Below are 15,050 nucleotides of genomic sequence, written 5' to 3'. Positions count from 1 at the left end.
TTGAGTAACTCGATCATAACGCAAAAACCTATTATAATCTTTACCTATTTTGTCTATTTTGCTAACAAGTATGCGTATCTTGCTATGATGAAAGCGCTGATTCTGCTACAATGGACGGAGTAGCCAGAATAATGGAAGGCGGTGAATGGTAATGAGCGAGACGGTTTCACTTACCTACGGATCCGAAGAAGGTGATTTCTATATGCATCATATTAAAAGAACCGAGTTGTTTGAACGAAATAACCACTTCCACGGGACTTATGAAATTTATTATTTGCTTTCAGGGCAACGAAACTACTTTATAAAGGATCGCTCTTACTTGATTTCCCCAGGAGATCTCGTGTTTATTAATAAATATGATGTGCATAAAACGTCAGATGTGGGTGAACCGGGCCATGAACGGATTGTGATCAATTTCAGCGATAAATTCATCGATAAGGATCAACCCCTTTTTCATCCCTCGTTATTTAATGTGTTCGACCTGCCTGCCCATGTACTCAGCTTGAAGCTGCAGGAACAACTTTTTACACAGACGTTGATGGATAAGATGGATAAGGAGCTGAAAGAGAAGGCGGCAGGCTACGAGACTTACATTAAGCTGCTGCTTGTAGAATTGCTGCTATTCTCGAGCCGTTATGCGGAACGCAATGAAGCAGCTCCGTTCGAGCATGCAAGCCCTTTACATCGGAAAATATCCGAAATCGTCCAATACATTAACAGCAACTATGCGCTAACAATGACCTTAACCGGGATGTCTGAGCAGTTTTTCATGAGCCCTTATTATATGAGCCGTACATTTAAGGAGATTACCGGCTTCACCTTTATTGAATACGTCAATATGACACGTATTCGCGAAGCGCAGCTGCTGTTGCGCGAATCCGGCCGTAAAATTATCGATATTGCGGATGCTGTTGGTTTCGAGAACATTGCCCATTTCGGGCGGATGTTCAAAAAGCTGACAAAGCTGACGCCGCATGAATACCGCAAGCTGCAGCGGCAATCATGAAAGCGAATAGGAAGACTAAAGCGAATTAAGCCTTTTCTTGCGTTTATCGATCTCCTCAGTGACGATAAAAGCCAGATCCTCATTGCCGAATAGCTCCAGTACACCTAATAAGGTATGATCGGGAATATCGCCGGCTTCCTCCTTGGGCACGATCAGGTCAAGCGCATACTGTAACGACGCATTGGCTCCTTGCTCGGGATAGGCACGAAGATACAATTCGGCGGGGTCGAGATCGTGGTTCACACACCACTGGGCGAAGATATGTACCATTAATGATTCGTCACGCTGGTAATTACGGATCATCTCTTCATCGATTTCTTTTTGGCTCATGCTTAATCTCCTTTCACAATAGTTTACTATTCATTATAACGAAAGTTCAGGTGGATGCCTAATGATCATGAATGAAAAAATTAAAGCCCTGGAGGTTCAACTAACAGGGGTGGATGGCGAGGATCTGGGGGTAGTGTCCACCACGGCTGCGCTCGCACTAGCGAAAAAGCTTAAGGTTGACCTTGTTTGCACATCCATGATGAGCAGCCCGCCACCATGCAGGCTGATCAGAGCAGGAGCAGCTAAGCAAGCAGCCCAACAGGAGCGTAAACGCGAACAGGCCCCTAAATTGAAGGAGCTCCGTTTCACTCCACAGATCGAAGACCATGATTATGAAACGAAAAAGCAGCAGGCAGAGCGGATGCTCATCGCTGGGGATGCTGTCTTGCTGGTGGTTCGCATTCAAGGCAAGGAAGGTCCACAGGCTAAAGCCTTGCTGGAGAGGTTAGTGGGAGATTTAAAAACGGTTGGCAACCGAAAAACGGCCGTTCAAATAAGCGGCAAGCAAGCTGCGGTGCAAATCGATCCATTATTATGAAGCGGAATAACTGCTAGCCCTTCGTCTAAAGAACCCCGCTGGCCATGCTAGAAGGAAAGTTTCTTAAAGCTGCATAGACAAAAAAGCCCTCGATCCCGAAGAAAAAGGGCTATTCTATGCTTATATTCACTAATGGTTTGGAAGACAACACCTGTGGTTGCACTATCCTTATAAGGTTCCTTTTATGCGGTCTCTAAAAGTTCTACCAAAAAGATATTAGTCTTAATGGTTTGGTCGTTTCTATCGAGTTTCACAAAAATCCATTCATTCATTCTATTAGTAATAGTGCCTTTTCCATCGCGTGTTACAACTCTTGTTTCATTTAATTCGACTGTAAATGGATACTGTACGGATTGACTACGAAGTATTTTTCGCGGCATATAGACCATCCCTTTTCTCGTTATTTTCAAATAAAAAGCCTAATATCAAAATTGTCTATCTAACTGTTAAAAAGTCAGAGATTCAATGATGAAAAGGTAAATACTGAAATAACATACAAAGATGCTGACGGTGTTAACTAAAGGTTGGCGGATATAATAACGAATATTTAAGTAAGATACTTCTGTAAGATGTGTTACAGCTCAAAACAGTAATTCAGGTACAATCTACCATCTGAACGTTGAATGCTGGCAGTACCTGTAAAGTGTCTATGTTACCTTATAACCCATTATTGGTATTATCAATCAATTTATTGCTTAAAATTGATTGATAAGTATTTTTCTTAAAGGGTGCAGCGCCCGAAATGAAGAATATTGTTTAAGCGGATTCAGCTTGAGGAATGGGCCAACCTACGGATAAAGGAGGAAGCTTGAAAACTAATACATCTGGAAGCCGAGGCTGTCATAGCTCGGCTTCTTTGCGTTTTTTAAACCTATTCGGAGTGCATTTTAAAGGATATATCACTATCTAAAGTATTCTTTAGAAGATTCTCCAAATTAATCTAATTTCGACACCCTATTATTACATTATATTTAAATAATTTAAAATATTATGTAATTATGTCTTAAAAAATTACTAAAATACCTCATTTTATGTATTAATTTTAATGAACATGTCGTAACTCGGTGCTGGCATATCGATCAATTTCGAGACATTTTTTACAAAGTGGAGGGAAATTTAATGAAAAACAAAATGGCTAAAATTTTATTGTTCAGTATACTACATTACTTTATTTTAAGTTTATTTGGGGTGCCTTACTCCCTAGCTTCAGATGACCTCATGCCGCCAAATTCTCCATCCAATCTAGCAGTTCCTTCATTTACAGATACAACAGCTAATCTAACATGGAATTCTTCCACTGATCAAATAGGTGTTGTCAGTTATGATGTATATAAAAATTCGAATTATTTCACAACTGTCAGCGGAACTACCTACACGATCGCCAGTCTATCTCCGAACACACCCTACATGTTTAATATAAAAGCAAGAGATGGTTCAGGAAATATATCCATACCGAGTAATACCGCTACGATAACAACCCTCCCAATCATCATCTTGGATACGCTTACACCTAGTCCACCCACAAATCTATTGCTAACGAACAAAACAGACAAGAGTGCCCGATTAGCATGGACAAGCTCCACGGACAACATTGGGATAGCCGGATATGAGGTCTTTAGTGGTGACACCCTAATTGGCTCAGCTGGAACTACGGATTACACAGTTTCAGGGCTGCAGGCCGATACGACCTACAGCTTCACCGTAAAGGCGAAAGATGAAGCGGCCAACAAATCGGCATCAAGTGCGCCAGTTTCAGTCACGACACTGACGACCAATTTACTGTCTAATGGGGGCTTTGAAACCTATACCGGAAGCGATGGGGTTGCGGATAACTGGACGGCCTACCATGATCCGGGCACAACCATGGTCTCTGAGATAGCCAATTCGCCTGTTTATGAGGGTCTGAAAGCGCAGAAAATAACAGGGAGCTCGCTTGGTGAAGGCAACCCCGCTACTATTTTTCAACAAGTAGCGGCGACCCCTAATATGCCTTACCATGCTAGTGCTCAATACGAAGTCCAAAGCCTGGCCAATGCGGTGGTTCGCCTCTCAATCCAGCACTACGACGCGGCAAACAGTCTGCTCGCCTCCCACATTCAAGAACAAACAACGACCACTGTTGGGTACACTTTGGTAGAGAAGAACGGGGTTACGCCAGCCGGTACAGCTTATTCGCGGGTTTTTGCCTCTTTAAGGGGGACATCCACAAACGGATCGGGTACGGTGTTTGTCGATTCCATGTATTTTGCGGCAGACCCTGAGGTTGATACGCTAGCCCCATCGGTGCCTGCGAGTATTGTGGCAAGTGCAACTACAGATATCGCGATGAAACTATCTTGGGCAAACTCTACGGATAATGTAGGAGTGGCCGGGTACGAGGTCTATAGGGGTAGCACCCTTCTGGGGACGACAGCGACCCCCGACTATACCGTTACAGGGCTGGCAGCCAATACGGCTTACAGCTTCACCGTAAAAGCAAAAGATACAGCAGATAACAAGTCGGCATCAAGTGTGCCACTTTCAGTCACGACGCGAATGGCCAATATACTGGCCAATGGGGGCTTTGAGATATATACCGGAAGCGAAGGGGTCGCGGATAACTGGACGGCCTACCATGATCCGGGCACAGCTATGATTACTGAAGTCGCCACCGCACCCGTATATGAAGGGCTGAAAGCACAAAAAATAACCGGCAGTTCACTTGGCGAGGGAAACCCCGCTACCATTTTCCAACAGGTTGCAATCGGCCCTAACCAGCCTTATCACGCGAGTGGCCAATACCAAGTGCAGAGCCTAGCAAACAGTCTGGTACGCCTGTCCATCCAGTATTATGACTCAGGGAATAATTTACTTTATTCCCACATACAGGAACAAACCACCATCACTGTTGGGTACGCTTTGGTGGAAAAGGATGGGGTCACGCCAGCCGGTACGGCTTATGCCCGTGTCTTTGCTTCCTTAAGGGGGACCTCCACAAACGGGTCGGGCACTATTTATGTCGATTCCATGTACTATGGATCGGGTCAAGCTGTGGATGCCCAAGCCCCAACAGTACCGACAGGTATGACGGCAAGTGCTACTACGGATACATCCTTGAAGCTGACTTGGGCAAGCTCCACGGATAATGTGGGGGTGGCCGGGTACGAGATCTACAATGGAAGCAGCCTGCTGGGGACGGTGGCAATCACTGAATATACCGTTTCAGGTTTGGCAGCCGATACAGCTTACAGCTTCACCGTAAAAGCGAAAGATGCGGCAAATAATAAATCTGCAGCTAGTACGCTTGTTACGGCGTCGACACGCACTGCCAATTTGTTAGTGAACGGGGGATTTGAGGCATATACAGGAAGCAACGGGGTGGCGGACAATTGGATCGCCTATAAGGACTCGGGTACTACCATGGTCACGGAGGTTGTCAGTAACCCGGTATATGAAGGGCTAAAAGCCCAAAAAATAACCGGTAGTTCGCTTGGTGATGGGAACCCCGCTACGGTTTTCCAACAAGTGACGGTAGGCTCTAGTGTATATTACCATGCGAGTGCTCAATACCAAGTGCACAATCTTTTGGGCGGCGTAGTCCGCCTATCCATCCAGTACTACGATGCGGGGAACAGTTTGCTCGACTCCCACATCCATGAGCAAACAACAGACACTGTTGGCTACGTCCTGATGGAAATGAATGGGGTAACGCCCGGGGAAACGGCTTATGCTAGGGTCTTTGCCTCCTTAAGGGGGACTTCCACAAACGGGTCGGGCACGTTGTATGCCGATTCCATATACTTTGCACCAGGCCAAGGAGGAGATACCCAAGCCCCAACGGTTCCGGCGGGTATAGCGGCGTCAACACTCACCAATGAATCTATGCTACTAGCTTGGACTTCCTCTACAGATAATGTGGGGGTATCCGAATATGGCATTTATACCAACGGGATTTTATTGGGTACATCGAATGTAAACAGCTACTTAGTAACCGGTTTATCTCCCAACACAACCTACAATTTAACTATAAATGCAATAGATAGTGCTGGGAATGTTTCAAGCTTTAGTGGCAATTATACGGTTAGGACAGCACTTAACATTATGCCACTCGGTGCTTCCATGACAGATGGATATAACCTCCCAGGTGGATACCGAATTGGTTTATGGAACCAACTGCTGGCGGACGGTTACAACGTGAATTTTGTGGGTTCCCAGTCCAATGGCCCCATTACTTTAGGAGACCATGACCATGAAGGCCATTCGGGGTGGAGGATCGACCAAATTGATGCTAATGTCGAAGCGTGGATGGACCAATATAAACCTGATGTTATCCTGCTGATAATTGGCCATAATGACATGATTCAAAACTATTCGATTGGCACGGCACCCGGTAGGTTAGACGCATTGATTACAAAGATCGTTACTAGTAAACCCAATGTCCAGATCATTGCGTCATCATTGACACCGATGGAAGACCCGGTATATAACCAAAGGTCTTTAGATCATTACAACCCTTTTATTCCTGGTATTATAAAAAACCATAAGCAAAATGGAGAAAACATCAAATTTGTAAATATGTACAACGTTATCCAAGTCAATGAGTTGGCTGACGGCATACACCCCAATGAAGCCGGATATAGCAAAATTGCGGACGCATGGTATAAAAATCTCAGTAGCCTCTATGTCCCTGATACCGTATCCCCATCTGTACCTGTCTCTTTTAGAGGGCAAGTGGAAGGAAGCTCCATTCTCTTGCATTGGATAGCCTCAACAGATAACGTAGGCGTTACCGAATATGACATTTTTAATGGAGGTGTATATATAGGGTCATCAACCACAACTAATTATACGGCTTTAGGGTTGGCCCCAAATATGTACTCTTTGACAGTAAAAGCAAAAGACGATGCGGGGAATAGTTCACCTGCCAGCAATTCGGTTGAAATTTCAACAAATTAGGGATAAAATCCAGCGGCAACCAATGCTTCGATATCGGAATGGCCAAAGCTACTTATGGCACAAGAACCTCCGGGATGATGAATATAGAATGCTACCATGAAGGGAATATTAACCATAGCTGGGGCAACATTACGGGTGAAGAAATGATTTGCCGTTTCTGGTAGGGCTATTCAAAAAGCCCTACCCAAAGGAGTTATTTTTTTCATGTGTTTATTTACCTTCTTTTTTTCGGATTAGTTGTTCAACTACTTTCTTCATGGTGAGTCCTGCTCGATCCCATGAGTGGTTAAGCATATCCTTACGACCCTGCAACCCCTTCTTTCTACAAAGATCCGGATGATTGTAGGCGTATCTCATTTGTTTTTTTAAATGGCTCAAACTCGGTTCAGCCCACCACTGTCCCTTTTGGGCGAACAAATAATCGAATTTGCGGGATATGGAGTGTTTCATACTGGATGTTGTTGGCTTCAATTCGTAATTAATAAGAAAGGAATTACGTTCTTTAAGAAAGTCCATGTGGCCACCCCAACGTGTGGCAATAACTGGAATGCCACTGGATAAAGCTTCGAGGAAGGGAAGACCCACACCTTCACCTCTTGTAGGAAGTACAAATACATCCCCGGCAGTATAGATTCCTTTTAGCTTTTGTTGACTTGTATGATTGGTTAGCAGATGAATAGGTGCTGTATCGACGCGGAATCCCCGCTTCTTTTTGTAGGCATTGATGCGATTTTTAATCCATTGCCCCGTCTCATACCCGCCAAATCCTTTTGTTTTAATTACTAGAGCTACTCTATCTTTAGAAGAAAATTCTTCCCAGTAGGCTCGTAATAGCGTTTCAGGATTTTTTCGATGCTGAAAAGTAAATACCGAGACAAATACGAAAGAATTTTTAGGGATGGGCAAAGATAATTTTTTATTAGTAGGTGAAAACGTTTGGGTATTCACTCCGTGGGGTACGATGAATACAGGGATTTTTACACCACTGTTTTTCAATGCAGTCCAATTTTGCATAGAAGGTACGCATACAGCATCATACCGATTGATATGGGGAAACCAATTATTAGGTATTTGGGTAGTCTCCCAAACCGTGTTAAGAAGGATATATTTATATTGCTTCCTCGCCTTATTGAAGTCAAGTGACTGGGGTGAGCCGTGATAAATGAGAACTTTGGTTTGGATTTTTGAATTTGATTGTGTGCCCCGGCTTAAACGAAGTGGATTTGAGAATCGTTTTACTAACCGATCCTGTGGAGTTATCACCTCGAGGTTAACTCCTTGGCGGTGCAGTGCAAGAGCGTACTCCCTGCTCGCAGTACCAATTCCGGATTTGGTTAGTACGGGACCTTTCCATACCACTTGATAATTAGTCACGGGCAACCGTCCTTTCAATGTAGTCTTTGTATGGTAGGAGTCAATGTTTCTTCACTGTATGCTATGCTTCTATGTAAAAATTGGTTATTGCAAAAGATTACTGGCTGGGGGGCGGCAGGTGTTCGTGCCCACAGACGAGAACGGATTGCCCGAATATCGAATACACACATAGTTACTTAAAGGAAAATGGAGCAGCAGTAGAGGAATTACATACACTTGGGGGTATCCCTTCCCATAACACCGTATCTACGCGGAGGATCTACGGTCCTTGGTCTGCAAGAGGAGTTTCGGAGAAGACGATTCAGCAAATAACCCTGCACTGCCTAACCGCGTCGCGGCCACCCTTCAGGCTTAAGGCAGTGAGGTTCATAGATACCCAAACGTTACGTTCAATGCTTTGCAAGACATAATATGTGGGATTCAGACTAAGGACACAAGGAAACGAGCTGTGCCAGTTGTGCGGATTGTTAATCTAAAGCCAGTGTCGGACAAGAAATCGGGCGAAGGCTGAACACGTTCAGCTTGAACGCTTACAAGACGGGCGGAGCTGATCTTCTCACGAACAATGGCGGTGAGAGATGGATTATTGAGAGCATTTACTGCTCTTACGATACGCGCAGCATAAGCTCTGTCCTGTACGATAGCACGGTAGAGAGGAATGACAACCCGGGCGATGATCGTTAAATCTCCAGCGTTTGCTCTGCGGGTCTGAATCGTAGCAGGAAGTACACCGAATGAATCGGTTGGCTGCGGATTACGGAAACGAATATTAAAGCCATCTAATCCAAGAACATCGATCCTTGCCTGATAGAGCGGCTGAACGAGTCGCCTCACCTGCTCGTGGCCTGCTGCGTTTGCTCTTCCCAATGCAAGTGCAAAAGCCCGATCCGAAGCGGTTTTTTGAAACAATCGAAGCGCTCTGCCGGTTGTAATCCGAAGCGAGGAGACTGTTGCGGGAGGACCTTCGGGTATGGCCATTTTGCGCAAGCGTAATCCCTTTCTTTTTAGCATCGTCAACATAACCTCCTTAACACACAGAATAGATGGATAGAATAAGTAAGTCATACTCCATCTTATTCAAAGTGAAAAAAAGTGTTTGGATCCGTACCAGTCTACTTTGAGTCTGATCCCTCTATTTAGCATCATGAAAAATAATCCCCAGACTATACCTTGTCCCCGACGTAACCGTACTAACGCCGTGTCGGAGCGTGGTTTTATAATAGCCGCGCGTTCCCAATACCGGTCGATGATTGGTTGGGAATATAAGACCTTCTCCTTGTTCCAGCGTGAGGACGTGACCTTGGCTTTGCGCCCGTGGCCTCTGCTCAACTAGTAGAAACTCTCCACCCGTAAAATCATCTTCTTTTTGATTGAGGGCAATAACGATCTGAAAGGGGAAATATACGTTCCCATACAAATCTTGATGCAAACAGTTATATCCACCTGTCTCATATTTCAAAATCAATGGGGTTGAACGAGCCTGTTCCTCTTCGTGGCAATGATCCAGAAACTCCTTCAGATTTGCCGGATATGCGGCAGCATAGCCCAATTGTTCAAGCCAACAGTTGGCAGTTTTGGCAAGACCAGGGTAAAACCCTTCACGCAGTTGTTGCAGTAGATCCGGAAGGGGAGCGTTGTAATATTTGTACTCTCCGATCCCGAATCGGTATCTAGCCATATCGATGGTGCTTCGGAAATGGTCTTGAACTTCGTAGGTGGCGATAATTTCATTACATTCTGGTTTATTTAACAAGGTGGGAATTTTGGCATACCCGTGCATGTCCAATGATTGCTGGAGCGAATCCCAATCCAGATCAGCTATGCGTTCAGATAGACGGTACGACATGCTGAAAACCTCCCTTAACTAGAACGTGCCCATGAAAATCGTAAGGGAAGATAAAGCATTTGCTTGTACCCTGCAAATAATCGATGAGCTCGTCGACGTATGTCCAATAGATCGGAAAATTAGTTTTGTTTCTCATTTTCGTTCACCTCCACCCATAATATAACCACAGAAATAAATGTTTGTACGCATTCTAGAATGTAACAGCAAGAAAACGAAATATAAAAACGTTTGTGTTGTAGGAAAATGAATAGGAGCCAGTCTTGATGATAATGCTGCAATATAATCACCAAACATGTCTGGTTGTTCAAGACATGTTTTTTTCTATAAGCAACTATTGGAGGCTAGCCGTCCAAGACCAAAGTCTAGTACAAAACTAAACCTTAGCCAGTTCTGGGCATTGATTATTTAAGCTAAGCTAGACTAGGTTGAGTAAATAAAGGTACATAGTGGCTATTGAGGAGCTTAAGAAATGGAATGGATTAGCACTCTTTTTGAACAATATGGGTATTTTGTTTTATTTCTTGGATTATTTGCTGAATCTATGGCCTTGCCTTTTCCGGGAGAACTGGCCATGGCTGTATCCGGTCACATGAATAATCTGGGGAGTCTTAGTATCCCGTTAATCATCTTTTACTCCTATTTTGGAGCCATAGTTGGTACAACTCTCACATATTATTTAGGATATAAGCTTGGCACACCGTTCTTTGAAAAATACGGAAGGTTTTTTCTTCTAAACCCAGAACGGCTAGTTAAAATTACTAAATGGTTCGATAAATATGGTGACAAATTGATACTTGTTAGTTACTTTATTCCTGGATTACGACACTTCACAGGCTATGTATCTGGAATTCTAAGAATTCGGTTACGCACTTTTTTCTTTTATAACTACATGGGTGGAATGCTGTGGGTGTTGACTTATGTAATGATAGGGAAAATTTTTGGCCAAAAAATAGAAGAATGGCTTCACATTATTTCTCAATATTCTCTAGCAGTTGTTATTGTCTTGGTGGTTGGAGTGGTGATAGGATGCCTCATTAAACAAAATAAAACAGCAATTATTAATTGGATACGACGAACTAAATCTGTTAAATAGTCTGGGCTAGAGCATGGTGCAAGGATCATTAGAAGGGAGCTTGATAATGGCTAAAAGAGAAAAGATGCTAATACTTACAGGCTCACTGGGGGATGGTCATAATAAAGCGGCACAAGCCATAATTGAAGCAGCAAGGTTCTATCGTCCTGATGTGGAAGTGGAGGTGGTTGATTTTTTGGAATGGACACATCCATACCTGCATTCGGTTGGCAAATATTGCTACATCCAATGGGTAAAAAGTCTTCCATCGGTTTATGGTTATCTTTACAGCAAAACTCGCGATGTTAATACATTATCAAATTGGTTCAAACGTATGAGATCGTTTAGTACCAACAGGATGTTAGAGCTTCTTCACGAACACAATCCGACAGAGGTAGTCAGCACATTCCCAGGCGCTGCAGCGGCTATGTCATACCTGAAATCTAACGGCTTGACTTCGGTTCCGACGGTTACTGTCTTGACAGATTATACAGACCACAGCTACTGGATTCATCCGAGCACGGACCGATATTTGGTTGGTGCCGAGCACGTGAAGCAAAAGCTGCTGCGGTACCGCATTCCCGAGCATCGGATTGTGGTGACTGGCATTCCAATCAGGCTGCCGTTCACCCTAACGTATGACCGCCTCGTGCTTCGTGATAAACATCATCTGGATCGAATGATGCCAACGGTACTTGTGATGGGGGGTGGGCATGGCCTGATCGGTAAGCAGCTAATGTCCGTTCTGCAAGAGAAAGTGCTTTCTGCACCTGTGCAATTTATTTTTGTGTGCGGGCGCAATAAGAAGCTGAAGCAATGGCTTGAAGACGAGCTGCAAGGAACAAACATTCCTCATCGCGTAATTATCACTGGATTTGTGGATCATGTACATGAGCTTATGGCCTTATCCGATTTGATCGTAACGAAACCGGGAGGCCTTACGGTATCAGAGGCATTAGCGTTAGAGCTGCCAATGATGTTATATAAACCGATTCCCGGTCAAGAGCAGGATAATGCAGCATACCTTGTCGGTCTTGGGGCAGCGATGGAAGCCAAAAACGCCGCTGACTTGAAAAATCAGCTTCTACAGGTAATTCAGAATCAGTCTCTTCTTTTGAAATTAAAAAGAAATGCACGGTTGAGCCATTTGAAAGAAAGAGCACTTCACACGCTCAATGCCATACTGGAGACGAAGAGTCGATACAAGGTGGTAAGAGAAAAAAATCAACTCACCTATGCTAATGCAACAGTCGCTTTGTCATCTGTTGACTGAAAAGAAAAGCGGTTAGTATAATGAGTCTATGACTATTCCAATTATATCCACTAAACTCTATATGCCCCCGCCTCGTTCGAACGTTGTAATCCGCCCTCGCCTGAGCGAGCGGCTTAACGAGGGGCTTCACCGCAAACTGACCCTCATCTCTGCCTCCGCCGGCTTTGGTAAAACGACGCTGGTCAGTGAATGGCTCGCCGGTTGCGGACAACCGGCCGCCTGGCTGTCGCTGGACGAAGGGGATAACGACCCAACTCGTTTTCTGACATACCTCGTTGCTGCTCTGCAGACGATTGCAGCGAATATTGGAAAAGGTGTGTTTGCTGTGCTCCAATCTCCTCTATCACCGCCAACAGAAACGATTCTGACGGTCTTGCTCAATGAAATCAATACCATTCCGGACCATTTCACTCTCGTCCTTGACGATTACCACGTTATTGAGACCAAATCAATTGACGATGTCCTCACCTTTCTGCTCGAGCACCTGCCACCACGGATGCACCTGGTCATCACCACCCGTGAGGATCCATCTATACCCTTAGCCCGCTTACGCGTCCGGGGTGAATTGACCGAACTACGCAGCACAGACTTGCGTTTTACCCCCTCCGAAGCCGCCGGATTTCTCAACCAAGCGATGGGCCTAAACCTTTCACCAGTAGACATCGCCCTGCTTGAAAGCCGCACGGAAGGCTGGATTGCAGGTCTGCAATTAGTAGCGATTTCATTACAGGGACATAAAGACGCCACCAGCTTCATTAAATCTTTCAATGGTAACCACCATTTCGTGCTGGACTATCTGGTTGAAGAAGTTCTGCAACAGCAATCCGAAAGCGTTCATGCATTTTTGTTGTGCACATCTATCCTCGACCGTCTGTGCGGATCCCTTGCTGATGCCGTTCTGCTCGATCCTTCAACTTCCGGGCTAGAAACCCTTGCATATCTCGAACGCGCTAACCTGTTCATTGTCTCCCTGGACAACGATAGGCATTGGTACCGCTATCACCATCTCTTTGCTGATTTGCTGCGGCAGCGACTGCACCAGGCCACTGCTTCGTCTAAAGGGGATGAGGGGAGAGGTGTAGCTGAATTACACAAACGTGCCAGCATATGGTATGAAAACCATGATCTAGAGATTGAAGCTTTTCACCATGCTGCTGTTGCCAATGATGTGGATCGGGCCACGAGACTGATTGAAGGAAAGGGGATGCCCCTGCACTTTCGCGGTGCAGCGGCTCCTGTGCTGAACTGGCTGGAGTCGCTGCAGACGGCGGTACTGGATGCTAGGCCCTCGTTGTGGGTGGCGTATGCCTCGGCGTTAGTATTTGCCGGTAAACTGAACGGCGTCGAACAGAAACTAAGAGCTGCTGAAGCAGCTCTTCAAGGTGCTGAGTTAAACGACAAGACACGAGACCATGTAGGACATATTGCCCTCATAAGGGCCACTTTGGCAGTTAGTCAGCATCAGGTAGAAACCATCATTACCCAGTCGCGCCGTGCCCTGGAGTATTTGCATACCGACAACCTGCCCGTCCGCACTGCCACGATCTGGACGCTGGGGTATGCCTACCATCTCCAAGGTGACCGTGCCGCAGCAAGCCAGGCCTATACCGAAGCTATAGGTATCAGCCAAGCGATTGGGCATAACATCATCACCATAATGGCTACAATCGGTCTGGGCAACTTACAGGAAGCAGATAACCAACTCGATCTGGCGGTCGATACGTACCGGCTCGTCTTACAGCTGGCAGGGGATCCGCCGCTGCCGGTTGCCTGTGAAGCGCATCTGGGCCTCGCCCGTATAAGCTACGAAAGGAACGAGATGGATGCGGCTTTACAGCACGGGCAACAAAGCGCCCAACTGGCGCGCCAGATAGAGAACACGGACAGATTCATTTCCTGTGAGGTAGTTCTCGCCCGTCTGAAGCTTGCCCAGGGTGATGTGGCCGACGCGGCCGCTTCTCTGGCTAAGACCAGTCAGCTCGTGCGCCAGCATAACTTCAGGCATCAGATGCCTGAGGTTGCTGCCACACAAGTGCTTGTTTTGCTTCGCCAGGGCAATCTGGCGGCCGCCGCTCAGCTGGCTCAGACGCACGAGCTCCCGGGCAGCCTGGCTCGGGTACATCTGGCTCAAGGAGACACGGCGGCGGCACTTGCGGTGCTAGAGCCAATGCGCCGGCAAGCGGAGGCAAAGGGCTGGGAGGATGCACGGCTCAAGGTTATAGTTCTGCAGGCGGTAGCTCTCCATGAGCATGGCGATATGGACAGGGCTGTTCAACTGCTAGGTGAGGCGCTGTTGTTGGCAGAGCCGGGTGGCTTCATCCGTATATTTGTCGATGAAGGTATTCGGATGGTGGGGCTATTGTCTGAAGCAGCTGCTCATGGGAGGATGCCAGACTATATAAGTAAGCTGCTGGCTGAATGCGAATCTGGTCTGCGCCCGGCCCCACCTGCCAAGACCCTTATCGCGCCATTGAGTGAGCGCGAGTTAACCGTGCTCCAGCTCATTGCCCAAGGGCTCTCGAATCGTGAGATTAGTGAGCGGCTTTTCCTCGCGTTGAGCTCGGTCAAAGGGCACAATCAGAATATCTTTGGCAAACTACAGGTCCAGAGGCGCACCGAAGCTGTAGCGCGTGCACGTGAGTTGGGTCTGTTGTAGCCTACCCTCTTAATAACCCC

12 protein-coding genes are annotated in these 15,050 nt (G+C 45.9%); 7 read left to right on the top strand and 5 right to left on the bottom strand.

The genetic code is table 11. The annotated features are described in order from the left end of the window. Nucleotides 1-151: 151 nt before the first annotated feature. Complete coding sequence (locus tag G9U52_RS00230) at nucleotides 152-1,006, top strand: AraC family transcriptional regulator (protein WP_166144437.1); 855 nt, start codon at nucleotides 152-154, stop codon at nucleotides 1,004-1,006. A gap of 15 nt (nucleotides 1,007-1,021) precedes the next feature. On the opposite strand, the gene yxiS is transcribed toward G9U52_RS00230, so the two are convergent. Continuing rightward, a complete protein-coding gene (yxiS, locus tag G9U52_RS00225) occupies nucleotides 1,022-1,336 on the bottom strand; it encodes a protein YxiS (protein WP_166144434.1) in 315 nt (104 codons plus the stop codon). Nucleotides 1,337-1,397: 61 nt separating this feature from the next. Here yxiS and infC point away from each other — a divergent pair, with 61 nt between their 5' ends. The 3 genes from infC to G9U52_RS40730 all read left to right on the top strand — a co-directional run bounded on the left by infC (nucleotide 1,398) and on the right by G9U52_RS40730 (nucleotide 6,973). After that, entirely contained in the window at nucleotides 1,398-1,874 is a 477-nt protein-coding gene (gene infC / locus G9U52_RS00220; protein ID WP_166144431.1) for a translation initiation factor IF-3, read from the top strand. Between the two features lie 1,119 nt (nucleotides 1,875-2,993). Next, nucleotides 2,994-6,809 carry a fibronectin type III domain-containing protein gene (locus G9U52_RS00215; RefSeq protein ID WP_166144428.1) on the top strand — a complete coding sequence of 1,272 codons (3,816 nt, stop codon included), beginning with the start codon at nucleotides 2,994-2,996 and terminating at the stop codon, nucleotides 6,807-6,809. A 38-nt stretch (nucleotides 6,810-6,847) separates the two neighbouring features. Continuing rightward, nucleotides 6,848-6,973, top strand: coding sequence for a hypothetical protein (locus G9U52_RS40730; protein ID WP_279538521.1), 126 nt, complete (start codon nucleotides 6,848-6,850; stop codon nucleotides 6,971-6,973). Nucleotides 6,974-7,019: 46 nt separating this feature from the next. Here the strand turns inward: G9U52_RS40730 and G9U52_RS00210 are convergent, their stop codons facing one another. The 4 genes from G9U52_RS00210 to G9U52_RS00195 all read right to left on the bottom strand — a co-directional run bounded on the left by G9U52_RS00210 (nucleotide 7,020) and on the right by G9U52_RS00195 (nucleotide 10,165). After that, nucleotides 7,020-7,823, bottom strand: coding sequence for a glycosyltransferase (locus tag G9U52_RS00210; RefSeq protein ID WP_243767070.1), 804 nt, complete (start codon nucleotides 7,821-7,823; stop codon nucleotides 7,020-7,022). Between the two features lie 780 nt (nucleotides 7,824-8,603). Then, the gene (locus G9U52_RS00205) at nucleotides 8,604-9,194 is read right to left on the bottom strand and encodes a hypothetical protein (protein WP_166144422.1); all 591 of its coding nucleotides are present in this window, start codon (nucleotides 9,192-9,194) and stop codon (nucleotides 8,604-8,606) included. Between the two features lie 121 nt (nucleotides 9,195-9,315). Then, a complete protein-coding gene (locus tag G9U52_RS00200; protein ID WP_166144419.1) occupies nucleotides 9,316-10,029 on the bottom strand; it encodes a 2OG-Fe(II) oxygenase in 714 nt (237 codons plus the stop codon). Next, nucleotides 10,010-10,165, bottom strand: coding sequence for a hypothetical protein (locus tag G9U52_RS00195; protein ID WP_166144416.1), 156 nt, complete (start codon nucleotides 10,163-10,165; stop codon nucleotides 10,010-10,012). Before G9U52_RS00195 ends, G9U52_RS00200 begins: the two co-directional genes overlap by 20 nt. Before the next feature lie 333 nt (nucleotides 10,166-10,498). On the opposite strand from G9U52_RS00195, the gene G9U52_RS00190 reads away from it, so the two are divergent. From G9U52_RS00190 to G9U52_RS00180, 3 genes are read left to right on the top strand one after another with little or no spacing between them, the layout of a single operon-like run. Further along, the gene (locus tag G9U52_RS00190) at nucleotides 10,499-11,122 is read left to right on the top strand and encodes a DedA family protein (RefSeq protein ID WP_166144413.1); all 624 of its coding nucleotides are present in this window, start codon (nucleotides 10,499-10,501) and stop codon (nucleotides 11,120-11,122) included. Between the two features lie 46 nt (nucleotides 11,123-11,168). Continuing rightward, nucleotides 11,169-12,374 carry an MGDG synthase family glycosyltransferase gene (locus G9U52_RS00185; protein ID WP_166144410.1) on the top strand — a complete coding sequence of 402 codons (1,206 nt, stop codon included), beginning with the start codon at nucleotides 11,169-11,171 and terminating at the stop codon, nucleotides 12,372-12,374. A gap of 28 nt (nucleotides 12,375-12,402) precedes the next feature. Continuing rightward, nucleotides 12,403-15,030 (top strand): winged helix-turn-helix domain-containing protein, encoded by a 2,628-nt coding sequence (locus G9U52_RS00180; RefSeq protein ID WP_166144407.1) that lies wholly within the window; start codon nucleotides 12,403-12,405, stop codon nucleotides 15,028-15,030. Nucleotides 15,031-15,050 lie beyond the last annotated feature (20 nt).

It is taken from the genome of Paenibacillus agricola, from assembly GCF_011440305.1.
Lineage (GTDB): Bacteria > Bacillota > Bacilli > Paenibacillales > NBRC-103111 > Paenibacillus_S > Paenibacillus_S agricola.
Note: the sequence above shows the minus strand (reverse complement) of the source record. Positions and strands in the feature narration are given on the sequence as shown.

What these genes read in the sequence shown, in the direction of transcription:
- G9U52_RS00230 (WP_166144437.1), top strand. Translation starts at nt 152, where the DNA reads ATGAGCGAGACGGTTTCACTTACCTACGGATCCGAAGAAGGTGATTTC.
- yxiS (WP_166144434.1), bottom strand. Translation starts at nt 1,336, where the DNA reads ATGAGCCAAAAAGAAATCGATGAAGAGATGATCCGTAATTACCAGCGT.
- infC (WP_166144431.1), top strand. Translation starts at nt 1,398, where the DNA reads ATGATCATGAATGAAAAAATTAAAGCCCTGGAGGTTCAACTAACAGGG.
- G9U52_RS00215 (WP_166144428.1), top strand. Translation starts at nt 2,994, where the DNA reads ATGAAAAACAAAATGGCTAAAATTTTATTGTTCAGTATACTACATTAC.
- G9U52_RS40730 (WP_279538521.1), top strand. Translation starts at nt 6,848, where the DNA reads ATGGCCAAAGCTACTTATGGCACAAGAACCTCCGGGATGATGAATATA.
- G9U52_RS00210 (WP_243767070.1), bottom strand. Translation starts at nt 7,823, where the DNA reads ATGCAAAATTGGACTGCATTGAAAAACAGTGGTGTAAAAATCCCTGTA.
- G9U52_RS00205 (WP_166144422.1), bottom strand. Translation starts at nt 9,194, where the DNA reads ATGCTAAAAAGAAAGGGATTACGCTTGCGCAAAATGGCCATACCCGAA.
- G9U52_RS00200 (WP_166144419.1), bottom strand. Translation starts at nt 10,029, where the DNA reads ATGTCGTACCGTCTATCTGAACGCATAGCTGATCTGGATTGGGATTCG.
- G9U52_RS00195 (WP_166144416.1), bottom strand. Translation starts at nt 10,165, where the DNA reads ATGAGAAACAAAACTAATTTTCCGATCTATTGGACATACGTCGACGAG.
- G9U52_RS00190 (WP_166144413.1), top strand. Translation starts at nt 10,499, where the DNA reads ATGGAATGGATTAGCACTCTTTTTGAACAATATGGGTATTTTGTTTTA.
- G9U52_RS00185 (WP_166144410.1), top strand. Translation starts at nt 11,169, where the DNA reads ATGGCTAAAAGAGAAAAGATGCTAATACTTACAGGCTCACTGGGGGAT.
- G9U52_RS00180 (WP_166144407.1), top strand. Translation starts at nt 12,403, where the DNA reads ATGACTATTCCAATTATATCCACTAAACTCTATATGCCCCCGCCTCGT.